Annotated in this window: 20 protein-coding genes; 15 read left to right on the top strand and 5 right to left on the bottom strand. The window is 42.4% G+C overall.

Annotated features, from left to right (window positions below; genetic code table 11):
* Positions 1-4: 4 nt before the first annotated feature.
* Together AACU33_RS10675 and AACU33_RS10670 are read right to left on the bottom strand one after the other, a co-directional pair.
* Positions 5-661, bottom strand: coding sequence for a class I SAM-dependent methyltransferase family protein (locus AACU33_RS10675; RefSeq protein ID WP_096588480.1), 657 nt, complete (start codon positions 659-661; stop codon positions 5-7).
* Positions 662-992: 331 nt separating this feature from the next.
* The gene (locus tag AACU33_RS10670) at positions 993-1,244 is read right to left on the bottom strand and encodes a hypothetical protein (protein WP_096588479.1); all 252 of its coding nucleotides are present in this window, start codon (positions 1,242-1,244) and stop codon (positions 993-995) included.
* 515 nt (positions 1,245-1,759) lie between these two features.
* On the opposite strand from AACU33_RS10670, the gene AACU33_RS10665 reads away from it, so the two are divergent.
* From AACU33_RS10665 to AACU33_RS10655, 3 genes are all read left to right on the top strand, one after another.
* A complete protein-coding gene (locus tag AACU33_RS10665; RefSeq protein ID WP_096588478.1) occupies positions 1,760-2,365 on the top strand; it encodes a nitroreductase family protein in 606 nt (201 codons plus the stop codon).
* 63 nt (positions 2,366-2,428) lie between these two features.
* Positions 2,429-3,103 (top strand): O-methyltransferase, encoded by a 675-nt coding sequence (locus tag AACU33_RS10660; protein ID WP_096588477.1) that lies wholly within the window; start codon positions 2,429-2,431, stop codon positions 3,101-3,103.
* Between the two features lie 78 nt (positions 3,104-3,181).
* Entirely contained in the window at positions 3,182-4,528 is a 1,347-nt protein-coding gene (locus tag AACU33_RS10655) for an LLM class flavin-dependent oxidoreductase (RefSeq protein WP_096588476.1), read from the top strand.
* 144 nt (positions 4,529-4,672) lie between these two features.
* Here the strand turns inward: AACU33_RS10655 and AACU33_RS10650 are convergent, their stop codons facing one another.
* The 3 genes from AACU33_RS10650 to AACU33_RS10640 all read right to left on the bottom strand — a co-directional run bounded on the left by AACU33_RS10650 (position 4,673) and on the right by AACU33_RS10640 (position 7,896).
* Positions 4,673-6,115 (bottom strand): NAD(P)-binding domain-containing protein, encoded by a 1,443-nt coding sequence (locus tag AACU33_RS10650; RefSeq protein WP_096588475.1) that lies wholly within the window; start codon positions 6,113-6,115, stop codon positions 4,673-4,675.
* 627 nt (positions 6,116-6,742) lie between these two features.
* Entirely contained in the window at positions 6,743-7,162 is a 420-nt protein-coding gene (locus tag AACU33_RS10645) for a GFA family protein (RefSeq protein WP_096588474.1), read from the bottom strand.
* Positions 7,163-7,242: 80 nt separating this feature from the next.
* A complete protein-coding gene (locus AACU33_RS10640; RefSeq protein WP_096588473.1) occupies positions 7,243-7,896 on the bottom strand; it encodes a peroxidase-related enzyme in 654 nt (217 codons plus the stop codon).
* A gap of 341 nt (positions 7,897-8,237) precedes the next feature.
* Here AACU33_RS10640 and AACU33_RS10635 point away from each other — a divergent pair, with 341 nt between their 5' ends.
* From AACU33_RS10635 to AACU33_RS10580, 12 genes are all read left to right on the top strand, one after another.
* Positions 8,238-9,287, top strand: coding sequence for an LLM class flavin-dependent oxidoreductase (locus AACU33_RS10635; RefSeq protein WP_096588472.1), 1,050 nt, complete (start codon positions 8,238-8,240; stop codon positions 9,285-9,287).
* A 26-nt stretch (positions 9,288-9,313) separates the two neighbouring features.
* A complete protein-coding gene (locus AACU33_RS10630; protein WP_096588471.1) occupies positions 9,314-10,129 on the top strand; it encodes a hypothetical protein in 816 nt (271 codons plus the stop codon).
* Between the two features lie 284 nt (positions 10,130-10,413).
* Positions 10,414-11,514 carry an aliphatic sulfonate ABC transporter substrate-binding protein gene (locus AACU33_RS10625; RefSeq protein ID WP_096588470.1) on the top strand — a complete coding sequence of 367 codons (1,101 nt, stop codon included), beginning with the start codon at positions 10,414-10,416 and terminating at the stop codon, positions 11,512-11,514.
* 52 nt (positions 11,515-11,566) lie between these two features.
* Positions 11,567-12,466: a MetQ/NlpA family ABC transporter substrate-binding protein gene (locus tag AACU33_RS10620; RefSeq protein WP_339375910.1), complete on the top strand. Its 900-nt coding sequence runs from the start codon at positions 11,567-11,569 to the stop codon at positions 12,464-12,466.
* A gap of 110 nt (positions 12,467-12,576) precedes the next feature.
* Complete coding sequence (locus tag AACU33_RS10615; protein ID WP_096588468.1) at positions 12,577-13,554, top strand: methionine ABC transporter ATP-binding protein; 978 nt, start codon at positions 12,577-12,579, stop codon at positions 13,552-13,554.
* Positions 13,554-14,210, top strand: a complete 657-nt coding sequence (locus AACU33_RS10610; protein ID WP_096588467.1) for a methionine ABC transporter permease — start codon at positions 13,554-13,556, stop codon at positions 14,208-14,210. The genes AACU33_RS10615 and AACU33_RS10610 overlap by 1 nt, the downstream gene beginning before the upstream one ends.
* A gap of 110 nt (positions 14,211-14,320) precedes the next feature.
* On the top strand, positions 14,321-14,728 hold the full coding sequence (locus AACU33_RS10605; protein ID WP_339375909.1) for a MetQ/NlpA family ABC transporter substrate-binding protein: 408 nt from the start codon (positions 14,321-14,323) through the stop codon (positions 14,726-14,728).
* Between the two features lie 40 nt (positions 14,729-14,768).
* The gene (locus AACU33_RS10600; protein ID WP_339375908.1) at positions 14,769-15,179 is read left to right on the top strand and encodes a MetQ/NlpA family ABC transporter substrate-binding protein; all 411 of its coding nucleotides are present in this window, start codon (positions 14,769-14,771) and stop codon (positions 15,177-15,179) included.
* A gap of 14 nt (positions 15,180-15,193) precedes the next feature.
* Positions 15,194-16,051: a MetQ/NlpA family ABC transporter substrate-binding protein gene (locus tag AACU33_RS10595; RefSeq protein ID WP_096588466.1), complete on the top strand. Its 858-nt coding sequence runs from the start codon at positions 15,194-15,196 to the stop codon at positions 16,049-16,051.
* Positions 16,052-16,293: 242 nt separating this feature from the next.
* Positions 16,294-17,370 carry an aliphatic sulfonate ABC transporter substrate-binding protein gene (locus tag AACU33_RS10590; RefSeq protein WP_339375907.1) on the top strand — a complete coding sequence of 359 codons (1,077 nt, stop codon included), beginning with the start codon at positions 16,294-16,296 and terminating at the stop codon, positions 17,368-17,370.
* A 118-nt stretch (positions 17,371-17,488) separates the two neighbouring features.
* Positions 17,489-18,250 carry a class II aldolase/adducin family protein gene (locus tag AACU33_RS10585; RefSeq protein WP_096588465.1) on the top strand — a complete coding sequence of 254 codons (762 nt, stop codon included), beginning with the start codon at positions 17,489-17,491 and terminating at the stop codon, positions 18,248-18,250.
* Positions 18,251-18,319: 69 nt separating this feature from the next.
* On the top strand, positions 18,320-18,778 hold the full coding sequence (locus AACU33_RS10580; protein ID WP_096588464.1) for a hypothetical protein: 459 nt from the start codon (positions 18,320-18,322) through the stop codon (positions 18,776-18,778).
* The last annotated feature ends 42 nt before the right edge of the window (positions 18,779-18,820 follow it).

Genomic DNA, 18,820 nt, shown 5'->3' with positions numbered 1-18,820 from the left:
TGAATTACCTGGCTTTATGGGGAACGCCAGAAAATACGAATAATTGTTGCTCTTTCGGTGCAGGTAAATTTTCACCAATATAACGATTAAGACCTACACCCATGTCTCCAGTGGCGGTGAGTTTAAACTTCACTTCCTCAAATTGAGATGCTTGTAAAACTTTCCGCACAGTGTCAGAGTAAGCAGTACCCTTAGAGTGTCCGCGAGTCCAGATAACAAAAGCACCTTGTTTACTCAGAAAACTCAAGTTATCTAGCAAGCGTTTGAGTTCAGCCTCATCAGCTAAATTACCAAACACACCACACACAATTACAATATCTGCGGGTACTGCTCCTACATAATTAGCAGAGATAGTTGCATCACCATTAATAAATTCTATTTGCTTGGCTAAACCCAATGATTCTATAGTTGCTTTTCCACGTTCAACTAAGTTGGGGTTTAACTCAACGAGTCTTGCATATACATCTTGAGCGCGGGGGTGATTTGCTAAGGTTCCGAGTAAATCTCTACCATCACCAGCGCAAACACTAACTACACGGATTCTTCCTGCTGGAGATGCATCCAAGCTGTAAGTGATGTATTCCCGCACGATTTCTAGGCGCTGTTGTAATTTCGGTTCCGTATTATAGAGATCGTGCCATTCAAACCAATCTTTTGGCATAAGGGGTGATTCCCATTCGTTGCAAACTGTGACTTTGCAGTGTGACGAGCACGCTGTACAATAATTAACTACAGTAAATCTATCGATTAATAGTATTTTGCAATGAACGCACAGTATCATAGAAGTAGATGCAAAATCAAGTCTGCTGATAATACTGTTTCGTGAGCGTATTTATCTTAGTCAGGAGGCTTAGTAAGAAAATCCGGTAAGAAATGGCTTTTCAATCAAAGCTATAAATCACTTTTAGTCAAGCATTAAGTTAGTCAATGCAGCGAAACTTCCTTGCTTGAAATTGATTTTTTCTCCTAAACAGGTGTAAGTATCAGGAAGATTATTTGGAACCCAATTTACAATAATCAAAAACCTGATATTTTTGGCTAATACCCCCACTACCCCGTCCGTTGTCTAAAAATTCTTGAACTTGTGTACGGTAAACGGGAGTACCACCTTGTTCTTGACAAGCTGTGATGAGAGCGTTCTTTCGGTAACTACCATACACAAATAAAACGATGATAAAAGCAAAAATAAGTAGGAGCGTCAGGATCGTTCTATTTGCTGATGATTGCAACAGACTATGCTTCATTATCTTTCTCAACAATGAAGAAAGAGGATTTGCCATATTACCTTCCGTTTATGTATGCGAATCATAGCTAAACATACTGGTTGATACAGGTTTTGATGTGTTAGTTCCAGAACAAACACCAGTACCATTAGCGCGATCGCATAATAGAGATGCGAGAGAATAGTTCCCTAAAGCATTGAGCTACTTTGATTTTTACACCTGTTTCTAAGAGCATTTTGATAATCTCCTGCAAAAAAGCGATCGCCCCAAATCAAAATTCTTGAATAAAGATTTCATAGTTGCAATTTATTTTAATATTCTGTAGTTTTCTCTGTTTTGATTGGCTGATACTTGATTAACTTCTGATCGATGCAGTACGATAAATAACAACGATTACTACAAGCATTTACTGTAGTATTTAGAATTTATTCTTCAAACAAGGTTTTCTTAGCTGCTACAAGCGTTTAGCAGGCTGCAATCAAATATTAATCAGTGATGTAGGTCTAGTCAGTTCTTACCCAAGGAAATTCATTCACATGACGCAGAAACTTGCCGAAACGCAATACCCTGTTCATGACTTCATTCGGAGTCGTTGGAGTCCTAGAGCTTTTAGCGATCGCTTAGTTGAGCAAGATAAACTACTCTCATTGCTAGAAGCAGCTCGTTGGGCACCTTCTTCCTACAATCATCAGCCTTGGAGCTTTATTGTTGCAACTAAAGAGGATGCAACAGAATACAATCGTCTACTTAGTACCTTGGTTGAGTTTAATCAAGGATGGGCGAAAAATGCTCCGGTACTGATACTTGCAGTGGCAAAAATTCGTACTGACGATGGGAAGACAAACAGACACGCATTTCATGATGTCGGACTAGCGTTAGAAAACCTAATTCTTCAGGCGACTTCTCTGGGTTTATTTGCTCATCAAATCGGCGGATTTAATCCAGAAAAGGCTAGGGAAGTATACCAGATTCCAGAAGATTATGAGCCTGCAACTGTGTTGACAATTGGCTATCCTGGCGATCCGCAAAACCTTCCCGATGGATTACGCGATCGCGAACTAGCACCCCGTGTCCGCAAGCCGTTGAAAGAATTTGTCTTTACTGGACAGTGGGGGCAGACCTTACCGTTGTTGAAAGACTAAAGATGAAGGCTGAAGTATGTAGATATGTACGTACTCTAAACACGAATGATTTAGGATTGCTATATGACCCAAGAACATTGGGCTGCGGTCGATCGCTATATCACCGACTTGTTTGTCCAGCCTGACCTCGCCCTAGAGACAGCACTGCAAACTGCGGCTGATGCAGGGCTACCACCGCACAATGTGTCACCAAATCAGGGCAAATTGCTGTTACTGTTAGCGCAGATCCAAAAAGCGCGCACCATCTTAGAGATTGGGACGCTAGGCGGTTACAGCACGATTTGGCCAGCGCGATCGCTACCTGCTGACGGTCGCTTGATCTCGCTGGAGGCTAACCCCAAGCACGCCGAAATTGCCCGTAGTAACATCGCACGCGCTGGACTTTCTCACCTCGTAGATATCCGTGTTGGACGGGCGCTGGATACATTACCACAGATCGCCACTGAAGGACACGCTCCATTTGACCTCATCTTTATTGATGCTGACAAGCCAAGCAATCCCGATTACTTAGCTTGGGCGCTGAAGCTTTCTCGTCGTGGTAGCTTGATTATTGCCGATAATGTTGTGCGTAATGGGGCGGTGGTCGATGCTGCTAGTAGCGATCGTAGCGTGCAGGGGATACGCCGTTTTAACGAATTACTGGCAGCAGAACCGCGTGTGAGCGCTACAGAGATTCAAACCGTAGGTAGCAAAGGTTACGATGGCTTTGCGATCGCGCTTGTGACTAGGGACTCTTGAGTTGCAAAAGCGATCGCCTGTGACATCGACTGTCTTTACCATAATTAAAGACTTGTATTCACTAATAACCCATTTAAGATGAGCAGATCGAAGCAATTAAAACTGGGTGCATTCATGCGTCCGGTAAGCATACATACTGGCGCTTGGCGCTATCCTGGGGCTTTGCCTGATGCCAATTTCAACTTCTCGGCACTGAAACAATTTATTCAAAAACTTGAGCAGGGCAAGTTTGATGCCTTCTTCATGGCCGATCACTTAGCGGTGTTGAATATGCCAATAAATGCTCTCAAGCGCAGCCACACCGTTACCTCTTTTGAGCCTCTCACTTTGCTTTCTGCCCTTGCCAGCATTACCGAATGCATCGGGTTGGTAGCTACTGCTTCCACAACCTATGACCAGCCTTACCACATCGCTCGCCGCTTCGCGTCTCTCGACCACATCAGTGGTGGTCGCGCAGGCTGGAACATCGTTACCACATCAAATCCCGATGCAGCGCTCAACTTCGGTTTGGAAGAAGAGGTAAAACATGACGAACGCTATGTACGAGCTAGGGAATTTTATGATGTTGTCACGGGTCTTTGGGATTCCTTTGCTGACGATGCGTTTGTTCGAGATGTGGAATCAGGAATTTATTTCGATCCTGCAAAAATACACGTTCTCAATCATCAGGGAAAACATCTCTCGGTACGAGGGCCATTAAATATTGCCAGACCTGTTCAGGGTTGGCCTGTGATTGTTCAGGCAGGTGCCTCCGAAGCAGGTCGGCAATTAGCGGCGGAAACTGCCGAGGTCGTGTTTGCATCAGCCAGTAGTCTGGAGGTAGGTAAAGCCTTCTTTGCTGATATTAAAGGGCGGGTGCGGGCGATCGGACGCGATCCAGAAAGTATCAAAATTCTTCCAGGTGCTTTGGTAATTGTTGGGGAAACAGTTGCTGAAGCCCGCGCCAAGCGTGTCCATTTAGATAGCTTAGTACACTATGACAGCGGCATCGCTAGCTTGAATAGCGCCCTTGGCTACGACGTTTCCGGCTTCGATCCAGACGGCCCCTTGCCAGAAATTCCCCAAACTAACGCCGGTCAGACATCCCGCGAACGAGTCATAGCGCTGGCACAACGGGAGAATCTAACGATTCGACAACTGGCGCAACGTATTGGTAGTTACGGTGGGTTGGCTTTCGTTGGTACACCGCAAACGATCGCCGATGAAATGGAGCAATGGCTGACCGAGGAAGGGTCTGACGGCTTCAATGTTATGTTCCCCTATCTGCCAGAGGGGTTGAACGATTTTGTAGATAAGGTTGTGCCAGAACTCCAACGGCGTGGGATTTTCCGCCAAGAGTACGAAGGCAAGACGCTACGGGAAAATTTAGGACTTGCTCGCCCCGCTAATCGCTTCTTTCAAACCACAACCGTATCTGTCAGTTAGATGCGGCCATTTCCCTACTGACAAGAGGATTCTTCTAAGGTTTTGTATAGGGCATAGGGAGAAGGGAATAGGCAATCATAAATGCAAAATTGCCATTTCTGCGTCTGTGTCCTCTGCTCCCCTGCTTCTTCATCCTACACAGACTTAGCTGACCGTAGCCTTGGCTGGCTGCTTCCACACAGCGGCGGCGTAGAGTGAGTCCTCAAAGTCCGGTGCAATGTTGTTGCCGGTGATGCGTGCCTCGTGCTGCTCCCAGTCGGCAAAGAATAAGTCGTGACTGATGCGCGAGACTATTGCAGGTACGTCGCGGCGAATGCTGGGTACATCACCAATGGGTAGCCCAAAGCTGACAAAACCAGCAGGATTGAAAACATGAATGTCTTTGAGGTAGGGTGCAGCATCAGGGACTTTCTCTAAGTATTCGTGAGCTTTGCCAAGGTAAGGGTGCGTTCCTAAATCTTCGTCACGCTGTTCGGCTGGGGGCTGATAATGATCGCGCCACAGGGCAATATGTTGGGAAAATTCGGCTAATTCTGGGCGCTTTGTGGGGTCAACGAAGTAACCTGTACCCGCGATCGCAAAATCAAACTCGAAAACATCATCGTTCACCTGAGCAACAATACGCCCGCCTTTTTCCTGCGCCGATTTCCAAGGTGCAGATAAGTGCAGGTGGAAATTAGGAAAGGCGATCGCTCGCTCAATCGCATCTGGTGGTGGTGTGGAGCCTACTTGATGAAAGCGCCAAGCTTGAAACCATCGGGCTGCATCAGATAGTTCTGGATAGTTGAAGTAAGCACCGGGATAGCCACGCACGCGATTGATTGGTAAAGATGCGATCGCCGCACGCCTTGCAAACAAATGTACTGCTTTAGCTCCTGATTCCAGCGCTACCCCTGCTGCGTCAAAAGCGGAAGCCGCCGCACCTAGCACTGCTACAGTCTTACCGCGCAGTGCTTCAAAGTCGATTAAATCGGAGGTATGGGCATACAGGGTGCGTGGTAAATTAGCCAGTACAGGCGGTATATAAGGGCCACCAGTGCCAGCGACACCGTTAGCGAAGATAATTTTGCGTGTAGTCTCCACCTGTGAGACACCGTTTATTTCCAGGTGCAGGCGAAAGAAACCATCAGCAGGTTCAACTCTGACTAACTTCGTCCGGTAACGAACTGAAATGCCAAGGATCTGCCGATACCAACTGAGGTACTCAGCCCAAGCAACTCGCGGAATTCGGTCGATTCCCGCATAGGCCTCAGCCCCGTGTCGCGCTTCATACCATGCTTGAAAAGACAGTTCTGGAATGCCTAATTCCGGGCCGGGCAAGTTCTTCGGTGTGCGGAGCTTTTTCATCCGCGCTCTTGTCAACCATACGCCAGCATGACTCTCATCCTCAGCCGCATCGATTACGGTAACGCGACCGATACCTGCACGCCGCAGCGCAAATGCAAAGGTACTACCGCTACCACTACCACCTACTATTGTCACATTGTGGTCGATGCCTGGGCGATCGCTTACCCAGTTCTCCGGATCGGGGCCGATTAAGCGTAGTGCTTCAAGAGCTTTGAAATCGGGGTTAGTCGTTGTTGTCATATGGATAGTTTTGGGAATAGGAAATAGGGAGGATGAGGAAGATATTTCTCCCTCATCTCGCTTTAACTGCCAGTACTATGCGATCTAATCGCTGTAACCTTGGGATTGGCTTTGATGTATAACTTGTAGGAATTAGGGCATATATCAGCGTGTATCGTTAATGCCTGTTCGTGAAACGTCAGTTATATGAACTGCGGCTACTATAAGTTTGGTTAATTCCTAACTGTTCAAAATTCATGTATTAACTACTAAGATCTCGATCAATTTTGGTCAAACCCTAATGAATAGCTGGTAAAGGAACGATCAACCCGCTGACATTTGCCCAAAAAACTTGGATTGCAGATTTATAAAATCCTATTGTTGTAAAGCTTTGAGGTAATCGTGTCTGCTATTCAGGCATTCACTTATTAATAGACATTTAATGATAAAGCTTACACAATAAATACAAAAAAATATGTACTGAAAAACACAATTTTCTGATATACGAATTATTAGTTTATCAAATATTAAATCTGACAAACTATCTCAGAGTGATGCAACGATGGTTTGAGATGCTTGCTTGAGCGATCGCATCCCCAATAAGTAGGCTAGATTAAAATTGCAATCTTCTTCTTTGGACTAACCAAGTCATATATTATGGCGATTTCGAGGAAAACCAGGTAGCTGAGGATCGATATAAGCCCAAGGAACTGCTGAATCAGTCCAGATTTGATGCATTGGCTTAACCAAGTAGGGATTGTCCAGACTTCCTGCTTTCAACCAGACAAATTGTGGCTTTGCTGGCGCTCTCGTAAACAGGGGTGAACCGCATTCTGGGCAGAATTCTCGAGTGATGGTGTTACCACTGTCTCCAGTTTTTGTATAACTCTTAACTTTGCCTGCTACAATATGCAGTGCAGTTGATTGTAAGCGAACGCCAATATTGAAAGCGCTACCTGTGGCTTTTCTACAATCTCGACAATGGCAATAATTCGCTGCTTCTAGTTCTTCTTTATACTCATATCGCACATAGCCACACAGACACCCTCCCGTGACGAGTTCAGTCATGGTCTTTTTCTAAAACTAATAATCTACCCAGATAATATCTGGGTAGGGATGATGAAGGCGATCGCAATATCGAATTTAGATCAGCGATACAACTTGTCATATTCGCCGGGTACTTTCCAACCAAAAGCTTTTGTCAGTCGGTTAGAAAGGCTGAATTGGGCGGCGATTTCACCTGCTTCTAAAATTGCTCGATCGGAAAGCCCTGCTTGACGTAATGGTTCGAGGTCTTGTGGTGAAAATTGACTAGAATTTTGGTTAACCTTAATCGCAAAGTTCACGAGGGCGAGTTCCCGTTCTGTAAGTGCAACTTCCTGATGGTTAAGTGCCAATGCATCCGGAAATAGTGGATCTTTAATTACCTCTCGCAGATGTGCTTTGTGGGTAATAACGCAAGACTCACAATGATTGGATGCAGAAGAGACGATCGCAATAATCTCTCGTTCCTTATGAGAAAGTTCTCCCTCACCGTACATCAGAGCATTATAGTAGTTGAACCAAAGCAGTAGATGTTCGGGGTTAAGCGAATAGCCCAGAAAAAAGCTATGAACGAAACCAAAGCGATCGCGCTGTTCTTTAAAGAGTGCTTGTACCTCTGGTGGTAAAGTAGCTTCGTCAGGTACTTGTAACCAAGAATTGACGGTAGTTTTCTTCTCTTGAATAACTACAGGATTTGGCTTGGCAACTTTGGCCTCAGGAGGCTGTAAAACCTTAGTTTTGCGACTGTTTTTAGCCATAATTGTACCTACATAGGTTAATAGGGATTAGGGAGCAAGGGTATAGAAGGATGCAGAGGAGACTGTTGACTATTTATTGCCTCTTCGTGACACATGACAACTGAAACGCCCAGCGTAATAAATCTAGGAAATTGAAACCTGATATTCAGAATGCTTTTTTTGTCAGGTAAACTTGAAATTTTAGATTTTGTTTAGCTTATCCCATTGCATTTGTCAGCTATTTATGAAATTATTATATAGCATACTACGGTAAATCGGTAGATAAAACGTATTTTATCTGCAAAAAGTATTCACCTAAAAATGCCAGAAGATTTTGACCTCTAGTTAAAGAGGGTGTAGATATGTCTCAGCCACGCTATGGGATCTGGATTCCCGTTTATGGTAACTGTGGCGCGATGAACCACCCGCACGAACCCCGTGATGCTAGCTACCAAAGAGCCAAGCAGCTAGTTCGACTAGCAGAAGCATACGGGTTTACGACCACTCTCATCGCCGAACACATCATCAATCCCAGGAATCAAGAATTAGACCAGCTAGAGACTTGGACAACCGCAGCCGCCCTAGCAGAAGCAACTCAATCAATAGAAATTATCGCCGCAATTAAACCCTTGCTATTTCATCCAGTAGTACTGGCAAAAATGGCATTAAATATTGATGCGATTAGTGAAGGACGGTTTGCAGTCAATTTGGTTAGCGCCTGGTTTATGCCGGAATTGCAAAAATCCGGCATACCTTTCCTACCTCATGATGAGCGTTATCGCTATTCCCAAGAGTGGATTGAAGTAGTCAAAGCTTTGTGGAGTGGAGAAAGAGTTAATTACCAAAGCGAATACTTTCAGATTAGCGATTTATGCTTGCGTCCGCGTCCGGTAACCCAACCCCATCCTCGCGTGTATCTGGGAGGAGAGTCGGATGCAGCGAAAAATCTGGCAATGCAAGCAGCGGATGTGTTTTTTCTCAATGGTCGGCCATTGGATGTCATTAGAGAAACTATTGCTGATGTTAGAAAGCGCGATCGCAAAAAACCCAATTCCTTGAAGTTTGCCATGTCAGCCTTTGTCATTGCCCGACCTACTGAAGCCCAAGCCCAAGCAGAATATCAATATCTTCTGGAACTTGCTAAACAGGATGACAGAACTGAACTGATGAAAGGTGTGGAACCAGAAGTAGTGATGTTCAAGAATATGGCCAAATATCCAGGTGTGGGGAGTAATGGCGGTACAGCCGCAGGGTTAGTTGGTAGCTACGACACAGTAGCAGCAAGAATTGCAGATTTCGTGAGTGTGGGTGTTGATACTTTCATGCTGCAATTCCAACCTTTCGCCCCAGAAATGAAGCGCTTTTATGAAGAAGTCATGCCGCGAGTGCGTTCTTTAGAACTAGTAGCTTAATTGCAATACTTATTAAGGAAAGCTATATGACTGCAACCTTAACTCGTCCCGCTTGGACAACCGAGTTTGAAATTGAAACTATTGATAAACTCATAGCCCAGCACGCCCCACACTTTCCTACCACTCGCGTACAAGAACCGCGACAGTTGACAACAGCAGAAGAGTTCGAGAAATTCTATCGCTTCCGTATAGGTGGTGCCGCCCACGACTTATATATTGTCCAAGTTTGCAGCAAAATTATTGACCAAATACCAGACCCAGAACTGCACCTATTTTTAAGTCGTCAAATTGGTGATGATGGCGCACACGCCCAATTTACTCGTCAGCGAGTCTGGGAATTATCAGGACAAGACCCTACAGAAAAGATTGTCGAAGAAGTAAAAAATCACTGGGAATTTATGGGAGATTTACCCATTCGTAATTGGTTGGGTTTCATAGCCTTTGAATTACACTATGAACTGCATATAGTTGCCCAGTTAATTTTAAACAGCCGTACTACAAAAATTGTCGATCCAGTAACTTCTCAATTTGCCAGTCAGACAATTTTACCTGATGAAGCCGTTCACCGTTTCGGAGTTTTAGCTTGGTGGCAAAGTAAATACGATAAAGCCTCACCAACAGAAAAAGCAGAAATAGCAGCGCAGTTATTAGAACTAGATGAAGAAGGACAACGGCGACGCAATCCTTATTTGAAAAAACATTGGCAAATTGTCCGCGATGCTACAGGCGCAGAAATTGAAGGACTAGGAATTATTTACGATGCTTGGCGACGAGAAGTATTATCTTACTTCCTCGATATTCCTATTGCCAAACTTCCCCAGCTTGTGAGTGTGAGTGAGTGATGTAGTAGTGTTTCCAAAAGCGTTCTTTTGCTCTTACCCCCCTTATTTCAGGGGGGCTTTTTGAAAAAAGTACTAATTAAGCAATTCAAAAATTCAAAATAAATTGATTTTTTTGCTCATACAGAAGCGCAAACAATCAAATAATAATGCAAGATAGCAGGATAAATATCCGTATTTTTCAAATCTTTAATCTCTAAGCAATTTCCAAAATATTAATACTTGTTTTACTTTTAAATTTAAATTTTCTGTTCTAGGAAAATCTATCCTTTAACAAAGGAGTAAATATGATAACTCAACTAGCAAATCAACTATTATCTTGGATTAAAGAGATTTATTTTAAAATAATCTCTAAATCCAACCTTAAGACATTTATTCTATTTTTTATCATTGGTTTTGTCTTAAGCCTTACCCTCGCCTCATGTACATCACATAATAATATAAATTCTGCCAATGCTGCGAAACAAGAACCGCAGAAAAGCCAGTTAACAGTGCTAAAAATGGGTCATCAAAAAGGGATGGCACTTTTAAATATTCTGAAAGCACAGGGAAGTTTAGAGAAACGCTTACAACCTCAAGGTATAACTGTGACATGGAGTGAATTTTCTTCTACTGCGCCACTTTTGGAAGGAATGGGTGTAGGTAGTATTGTTTTCGGTGGTGGTGGCGGTACAGGAAGCGTATTTGCACAAGCTAGCGATAAACCATTTGTGAGAGTAGCTGCTGGAGTTGGTAGTACTAGAGGTTCAGCTATTTTAGTGAAAGAAGATTCACCTATTAAAACACTGCCGGATTTGAAAGGTAAAAAAGTTGCTTTTGCTAAAGGTTCGGGACAGCACTATATTATAGTTCGTGCCTTAGAAAAGGTGGGATTAAAATTCACAGATATTCAACCTTTGTATCTGACTCCAGCAGAAGCTTTACCAGCATTTGAACGTGGTGATATTGATGCATGGTTGATTTGGGACCCTTACACAGCACAAGCTGAACGTAAACTTCGCACTCGTTTGTTAGCAGATAATTCCACAGTATTTGGCGATCGCGCTCCTTTAGAAAGCCCTTCATTCTATTATGCTGCTCCCGATTTTGTGCGCGACCATCCCGATATTGTCAAGATAATTTTACAAGAATTAGAGAAAGCAGGTTCTTGGTCAAAAAATAATTACAAGGATTCTGCCAAATTGCTTTCCAAACTCTACAAAATTGACGAACCAACAATGGAAATTGTGGAACAGAGAGGAGGTGATCGCAGTGTCTTACCTGTAACCGATGAAGTACTTTCAGGGTTACAAAGAATGGCGGATACCTTCTATGAACTAAAGATTATTCCGAAAAAGATAGATGTGAAGGACAAAAATTATAATTGGGTTCCCGATCAGAAATGGTGAGTTTGTCATTTGTGATTTGTGCGGGGATTTATCTATTCATGAAAGTGGGATTTTGTCAAGATTTAAGAAAGGCGATCGCATGAATATTAAACGTCGGTTTTTTGTGATAGCAACTGCATCTTTTCTAGCTACAGTCACTAGTTGTAGTTCGCAGCAAAATAATGCCACTAACACCACAAATAGTCCTACAGCCACAACGGCTGCAAATACAGTTGCAACAAAAGCAAAAGATAAAATCAAAGTCGGAGTTTCACCAGTTCCGGCTGGAGAAATTTTGGAATTTGTGAAAAAAAATCTCGCGCCAGAAGCAGGATTAGATATTGAAATTGTCACTTTTAACGATCCAGTTCAGAATAATACTGCGTTAAAAGATGGACAAATCGATGCTAATTACTTCCAACATATCCCCTATATGGAAGATTATGGCAAGCGCAAAAATCTTCAAATGTACGCTTTTACTCCCCAGATACATTTAAACCCTGTAGGGATATTTTCTAAAAAATATAAATCTCTAGCGGAGGTTCCTAACAAAGCTTTAGTCACAATTCCTGATGATATTAGCAATGCTCATCGCGCTTTAAAAGTATTAGAAGAAGCAAAGCTAATTAAACTCAAACCCAATTCCCAACCTGCTAGTCCCAAAGATATTATTGAAAATCCGAAAAACTTGCTAATTAAAGAGATACCTGGAGCGCAAGCAATCCCTACTCTTCCTGATGTGGATTTAGCAGGAATTACAGGTAATTGGGTTGTGCAATCTGGGATGAAAACAGATAAAGATGCTTTAGCAATAGAGTCTGCACAAAATCCACTTTATGCGGTGACTGTAACTACATTAGCAGGAAAAGAAAACGATCCGAGAATTCAAAAACTGCATAAATTGCTACGCGATGACAAAGTAAAGCAATTTATTAGAGAAAAATATCAAGGCGCAGTACTTCCTATTCCTTAAAAACTCTCTTCTCTTTGTGCCCTTCGTGTCTTCGCGGTTCGTATCACGCAAAGACGCAAAGGCGCAAAAAGTAAAATAATTTCACTTAATATCTATGGAGAAGTTTGTAAATGATAGAGTTTATTGATATTCGCAAAATTTACCATCAAGGCGAACATAAAATAGTCGCTTTAGATGGTGTAAATCTTCATGTTAAAGCAGGGGAAATCTTTGGCGTATTAGGACAAAGTGGCGCAGGTAAAAGTACTTTAATTCGCTGCGTTAATCAATTGGAAAAACCTACATCTGGTTACGTAAGAGTTAATGGAGAAGAAATCACATCTCTTAGCGGCGTAGCTTTGCGTCAAGCACGCCAGCGTATAGGAATGATTTTTCAACACTTTAATTTACTCAGTTGCAGAACCGTAGCTGAAAATATCGCTTTCCCGTTGGAGGTGATTGGTTATAGCAAATTACGACGCAAAGCTAAAGTCGAAGAATTGCTTTCATTGGTGGGTTTGGAAGGTAAAGCCAATGCTTACCCCGCACAACTTTCTGGGGGACAAAAGCAACGGGTGGGAATTGCGCGCGCCTTAGCGGGAGAACCTAATGTATTACTTTCTGACGAAGCAACATCAGCCCTCGATCCCCAAACGACACGCTCAATTTTAGAACTATTGCGTGACCTGAATAAACGCATGGGGCTGACAATTTTGCTGATTACCCATGAAATGGGTGTAGTCAAACAAATCTGCGATAGTGTGGCGATACTCCATGCTGGGAAGATTGTAGAACAAGGTAATGTCACTGATTTAGCATCCCAACCTGATTCTTTATTAGCTAGAGAGTTCTTTCCCCGTTCTCATAACTATATACCTAGTCCTGGAGCAGTTTTGGCAACAGTCGCATTTGCTGACGAAAGTGCGAGAAATTCTATATTTACTACCTTGGCGCGTCGCTTTGATGTTGATGTGAATATCCTCAATGGTAGCGTGGAAACGGTAGGCGATCGCCGTGTCGGTCAGTTTCAAGTTGAACTTGCAGGTATCAAGGTAACGCAAGCTTTGGAATACTTACATAACTCAGAATATGCAGTTGAGGTGCATTAATGCAAGGATGGGAATTAATTAACAGTTTATTGCTTGCAAGTCAGGAGACTTTTTACATGGTGGGAGTCTCCGCTGCTGTAGCAATACTTTTGGGTTTACCTGTGGGTTTATTGTTAGTAATGACTAGCCCTGGTAATGTTCTCTATGCCCCCAAACTCAACAAAATATTAAGTGCAATAGTTAATACTGGGCGCTCTTTTCCATTTATTATTTTACTTGTAGTCCTCACACCTTTAACGCGATTAATTGTTGGTACTTCTATCGGTAGTACCGCCGCACTTGTTCCTCTAACTCTCGCCGCGATTCCCTTCTTTGGACGCATTGCAGAAACTAGTATTCTCGAAGTAGATAAAGGGTTAATAGAAGCAGCAGAAGCAATGGGTTGCGACTATTGGCAAATTGTTTTAAAAGTTTTGATTCCAGAGGCGTTACCCTCGATTGTTTTGGGGGTGACAATTTTAATTGTGAGTCTCTTGAATTCTTCTGCAATGGCTGGGGCTGTTGGTGGCGGTGGCTTGGGTAATTTAGCAATTCAATACGGCTATCAACGTTTTGATGTGGGAGTCATGTTTGCCACAATTATTGTGCTGATTTTGCTAGTACAAATTATCCAGTTTTTTGGTGATTTGTTAGCACGACAGTTGCGGAAGAAGTAATTTTTTTAACGCAGATGTACGCAGAGTTTTTTGAGAGATACTTTGCTGCATTCTTTGCGTCTCTGCGTCTTTGCGTGAGATTTAATTAATTGTCAATTTTAAATTTGTTTATGAAGAAACAGCAAAATTTACTTTTCTTGACGAAAACTAATCGCCGTTTCTTCCTGACAGCAGGAAGTGCATTTACCGCTTCACTTTTGTTTGCAGGTTGTAGCCGAATTTCTGGAACTGTTGCTAAGGCTGAAGAAGAGGAGACTATTAAAGTAGGGGTTACTGGGATAGTTTCCGAAGATATTTTGAAATTTGTTAACAAGAATCTTGCACCTCAAGAAAAATTAGAAATTGAGGTAGTAAAATTTAATGACTGGATACAGCCTAATACAGCATTAAGAGATAAGGTAATTGATGCTAATTTCTTTCAGCATAAACCTTTTATGAATAATGCTGCGAAGGAACTGAAAATTAATCTGGTGCCGTTGAATACAATTTATCTAAATACTCTGGGGCTTTTTTTCTAAAAATCTCAAGTCAATTAATGAAATTCCTCAAAATGCCACTGTGACCATTGCTAATGATGTAATTAATAATGATAGAGGACTGAGATTATTAGCAGCTAATGGTCTCATTAAGTTAAAAGATAATATTGGCGAATTTGTGACGCAAAGAGATATTGCAGCTAATCCTAAAAGTTTGAAAATTAAAGAATTAGAAGGTGTCCAAGTTGTTCGAGCGATTAATGATGTAGATTTCATTGTTTCTTCGGCTCAAACTGTGGCTTTAGCGGGGATAGAACCTAATTCTATGGGAGCAGAAACAGTTAAGGATAAAAAATATGCTCTTGCTTTAGTCACATTGCAGGGACGAGAAAATGAACAAAAAATTCAAAAGTTAAATAACTTGCTTATAAATCCCCAAGTTAGAGATTTCATCAATCAAGAATATAAGGGCAGATTAATACCAGTATTTTAGAGGAATCATCTAAGATGAAACGTCGGTTTTTAATCATGGCTGTTAGTTCTTTTGCAGCATCTATGATTGTTTCAGCCTGTAATAACGATCGAGGCACATCATCTAACAATACTGCAAATACAACAGCCTCTCCAGTTACAGTAAATCAACAAAAAGAGGTAGTTAAAGTAGGAGTGTGGGCAGTAATTTCTGAGGATATTTTGAAATATGTAAAAGATAATTTAGCCTCTAATGAAGGTTTAGATATCCAGATAGTCAAGTTTAATGATTGGATACAACCAAATGCAGCATTGAAAGATGGAGAAATAGATGCTAACTATTTTCAGCATATTCCTTTTATGAAGAATGCTGCCAAGCAACTCAATTTAAATCTGGTGATGCTGAATCCTGGTTTTTTAACCCCACTGGGGATTTATTCTCAGAAAATTAAATCTTTAAATGACATCCCAGCTAAAGCGAAAATCGCTATTTATAAAGATAGAAGCAACGGCGATCGCTCTTTAAGATTACTGGCAGACCAAGGTATAATCAAGCTCAAGACTAATGCAGGAGAACTTGCAACTGTCCAAGATATCGTTGCTAATCCTAAAAATCTGCAATTTCAGGAGTTAGAAGGGCCTGCAATTGTGCGTTCTTTACCTGATGTCGATTTAGCTGTCTTCTCTGCTGGTTTACGTCTACAAGCAGGGTTAAAACTACAACCTTTAGTCCAAGAGACATTAGCCCAAAAACGTTATGCGGTGGGATTAGTCACTTTGCAGAATCAAGAAAACGACCCAAAAATTCAAAAGCTGAATAAACTCTTAGTTGATAGCAGAGTCAAAGATTTTATCAATCAAAAATATCAAGGCGCTGTCTTAGCTGTGTTTTAACTATAAAATTAGTCAATTACACCAGCCTTCGAGCCATAACATACATACTATAACTCTTGAGGTTTAATTCGTTGGTTCCGAAATAAAGAAATATTGACTTGATTTTGGTAGCTAATTAAAAGATGGTATCCTAATTTCAATAAACTACTGTATATCAGTCAATTTACAGTAGTTTAAGTTTTCGTATGACATCGATATGGCTGCTGCTTCAAATTTGAACCATTGAGATGAAGGAATAAATTGTGGTGAATTATTTAAAACGGCATAGCTTTCGCGATCGGCAAATGTATTCTGCCAATAAAATCTTTTTGGTTACAGTTTCATGTCTGAGTTTGATAGTTTCTAGTTGTAGCCAACAACCATCAGTTAAGGTTGCAGGTAACTCAGATTCCGCCTCAAAAGTTGTCAGTAGCAATCAAACTACAGAAAAAAGTAATGTAGTTCGCTTGGGATACCAAAAAGGTGGGATTATTCCCATTTCACGCCAGCGTGGTGATTTAGAACGTCAGCTATCAGCTCAAAATATCAAAGTTGAATGGACTGGGCCATTTGACCGTTGTGCCACACTTCTAGCTGCTCTCAATGGTAATCGAGCAGACATTGGTGGATGTGGCGATATTCCTACCATTTCCGGAATTGCTGCGGGACAGCCGCTATGTATTGGTTCTGTACAGCGTCCTAAAGCCGATTCTTTAGGTAATGCCATCTTAGTTCGCGGTAATTCTTCTATTCGTAAACCTGCTGATTTAATAGGTAAAAAAGTAGCTGTGAATCAAGGAGGTGCAGGTGAATACTTGTTGTTAAAAGTATTAGAGAAAGAAAATATCCCCAAAGAAAAAGTCCAGCGAGTGTACTTGTCGCCAAATGATGCGGCACCTGCTCTTTACCAAGGTTCTGTAGATGCTTGGGCAGTTTGGGAACCTTATATTTCCATTGCGGAACTAGAGCATAAGGCACGACGAATCACGACTACACACCCTGCTCCTACCTATGGCATTCTGGTTGTGCGTGGTGATGCTGCGAAAGAGAATCCTGTAGCCATCAAATCTGCTCTGACGGCTTTGAGTCAAGATGGTGAATGGCTGAATCAGCATAGCGATGCTGCGGCCGATTTTATGGTTAAAGAACTAAAAGTTTCTCAGGCTGTAGCCAAGCAAGCAACGAAGAATCGCGGCCCGGAGTCTTACGTCTTTCCCAGTACAGAAGATATAGCCAATCTTCAGAAAACCACTGACTGGTTACTAGAACAGAAAATTCTGCCTCAACGAGTAGATATTGCAGCTTCGGTGTGTCCTTTGGGAACTACTGCGGCGAGGTAGGAGATGAGGTAACAGGGAGCATTTTGCGACACCAACCAATATAACCCCGAACAAGGAACTACCAAGTCTTTTCGTTCGGGATATTCCAACGCACCATATAAGGAATAGAGGAAAGATCGTGCCGAGATTCGATAGACCCCAACCACCAGTTTTTCAACGAGTTGAAGAAGAACGCCTTTACCGCAAACAACGCCTTGCGGCTGCCTTTCGTTTATTTGCCCGTTTTGGTTTTAGTGAAGGAATAGCAGGTCATATTACTGCCCGCGACCCAGAATTTACCGATCATTTTTGGGTAAATCCGTTAGGAACATACTTCGGACATATCCGTGTTTCCGACTTGATTTTGGTAGATAGAGAAGGTGAAGTTGTCAAAGGCGATGCTCCGGTCAATCGCGCCGCCTTTGCTATTCATTCCCAGGTACATGAAGCCCGACCTGATGTAATTGCCGCAGCACACGCTCATTCGCTACACGGTAAATCTTGGTCAAGCCTGGGTCGCTTACTCGATCCTCTAACTCAAGATGCTTGTGCTTTTTATCAAGACCACACCCTATTTGATGACTATAAAGGTGTAGTTCTAGATACTTCTGAAGGTAAAAGAATTGCTGAAGCATTAGGCGATAAAAAAGCTGTCATCCTTCGCAATCACGGCTTTTTGACAGTAGGAAGAACAGTAGACGAAGCTGCTTGGTGGTATATTACGTTTGAGCGATCGGCTCAAGCGCAACTTTTAGCTGAAGCAGCAGGTAAACCGATTTCCATTGACCATGAAATCGCTACTTTAACTCATAGCCAAGTAGGAACCCATTCTGGAGGCTGGTTTAGCTTTCAACCACTCTACAACAGGATTGTGCGCGAAGAACCGGATTTGTTGGAGTAGTCATTGGTCAGTAGTGATTCCCCACACTCCCCTGCTCTCATCTGTAAAAGATATTTTGAGTGGTAATTTGTGTTTATTGCTTCTTTGAATGCGATCGCAGATTTTCTTTGTCGGTTACAAAAGTCGCAAAACTGGCGCGAATCTAATCTCCAAAAATGGTCGAAAATTTATGCAACTGCCATCAATCTTGATGAAGAGATTGTTTACAAGGATGTCCAAGAAGGACAACAACAGCACCCCCAAAAATTATTTCCTGTGTCTGAAGAGGCGATCTCATCTAAGCAAAAAGTTGCTGATAGCTTTTTCAAAGCAGGTGTAATTCCTACAAAAGTTGATGACAAGCACTGGAAAAAGGCCAGTTTTGGGATTGATACCCTAACCTGCGGGAACTTGCGTCTACGCTTGGTTCGCAATGACTGTAAATGTTTTTTGGCGTTGCATAATTGCGGGATAATTTTGGAATTTGCATCATATCATGTCCGTTCAAACGGCCGTCATTGCGACCGGAGGGTAGACGCGGAGCGGTGAAGCAGTGCGTTGGGCGGGTTCCCCGACTTGAAGCAACTGCTG

The organism is Calothrix sp. NIES-2098 (genome assembly GCF_963875125.1).
In the GTDB taxonomy this organism is placed as follows: Bacteria; Cyanobacteriota; Cyanobacteriia; order Cyanobacteriales; family Nostocaceae; genus Aulosira.
This window is presented reverse-complemented; position numbering and strand designations above follow the sequence as displayed.

Excerpts from the sequence above, each read along its gene's own strand:
- AACU33_RS10625 (WP_096588470.1), top strand. The coding sequence starts at position 10,414 with ATGATAACTCAACTAGCAAATCAACTATTATCTTGGATTAAAGAGATT.
- AACU33_RS10660 (WP_096588477.1), top strand. The coding sequence starts at position 2,429 with ATGACCCAAGAACATTGGGCTGCGGTCGATCGCTATATCACCGACTTG.
- AACU33_RS10675 (WP_096588480.1), bottom strand. The coding sequence starts at position 661 with ATGCCAAAAGATTGGTTTGAATGGCACGATCTCTATAATACGGAACCG.
- AACU33_RS10615 (WP_096588468.1), top strand. The coding sequence starts at position 12,577 with ATGATAGAGTTTATTGATATTCGCAAAATTTACCATCAAGGCGAACAT.
- AACU33_RS10635 (WP_096588472.1), top strand. The coding sequence starts at position 8,238 with ATGTCTCAGCCACGCTATGGGATCTGGATTCCCGTTTATGGTAACTGT.
- AACU33_RS10655 (WP_096588476.1), top strand. The coding sequence starts at position 3,182 with ATGAGCAGATCGAAGCAATTAAAACTGGGTGCATTCATGCGTCCGGTA.
- AACU33_RS10630 (WP_096588471.1), top strand. The coding sequence starts at position 9,314 with ATGACTGCAACCTTAACTCGTCCCGCTTGGACAACCGAGTTTGAAATT.
- AACU33_RS10650 (WP_096588475.1), bottom strand. The coding sequence starts at position 6,115 with ATGACAACAACGACTAACCCCGATTTCAAAGCTCTTGAAGCACTACGC.
- AACU33_RS10605 (WP_339375909.1), top strand. The coding sequence starts at position 14,321 with ATGAAGAAACAGCAAAATTTACTTTTCTTGACGAAAACTAATCGCCGT.
- AACU33_RS10665 (WP_096588478.1), top strand. The coding sequence starts at position 1,760 with ATGACGCAGAAACTTGCCGAAACGCAATACCCTGTTCATGACTTCATT.
- AACU33_RS10595 (WP_096588466.1), top strand. The coding sequence starts at position 15,194 with ATGAAACGTCGGTTTTTAATCATGGCTGTTAGTTCTTTTGCAGCATCT.
- AACU33_RS10670 (WP_096588479.1), bottom strand. The coding sequence starts at position 1,244 with ATGAAGCATAGTCTGTTGCAATCATCAGCAAATAGAACGATCCTGACG.
- AACU33_RS10610 (WP_096588467.1), top strand. The coding sequence starts at position 13,554 with ATGCAAGGATGGGAATTAATTAACAGTTTATTGCTTGCAAGTCAGGAG.
- AACU33_RS10640 (WP_096588473.1), bottom strand. The coding sequence starts at position 7,896 with ATGGCTAAAAACAGTCGCAAAACTAAGGTTTTACAGCCTCCTGAGGCC.
- AACU33_RS10645 (WP_096588474.1), bottom strand. The coding sequence starts at position 7,162 with ATGACTGAACTCGTCACGGGAGGGTGTCTGTGTGGCTATGTGCGATAT.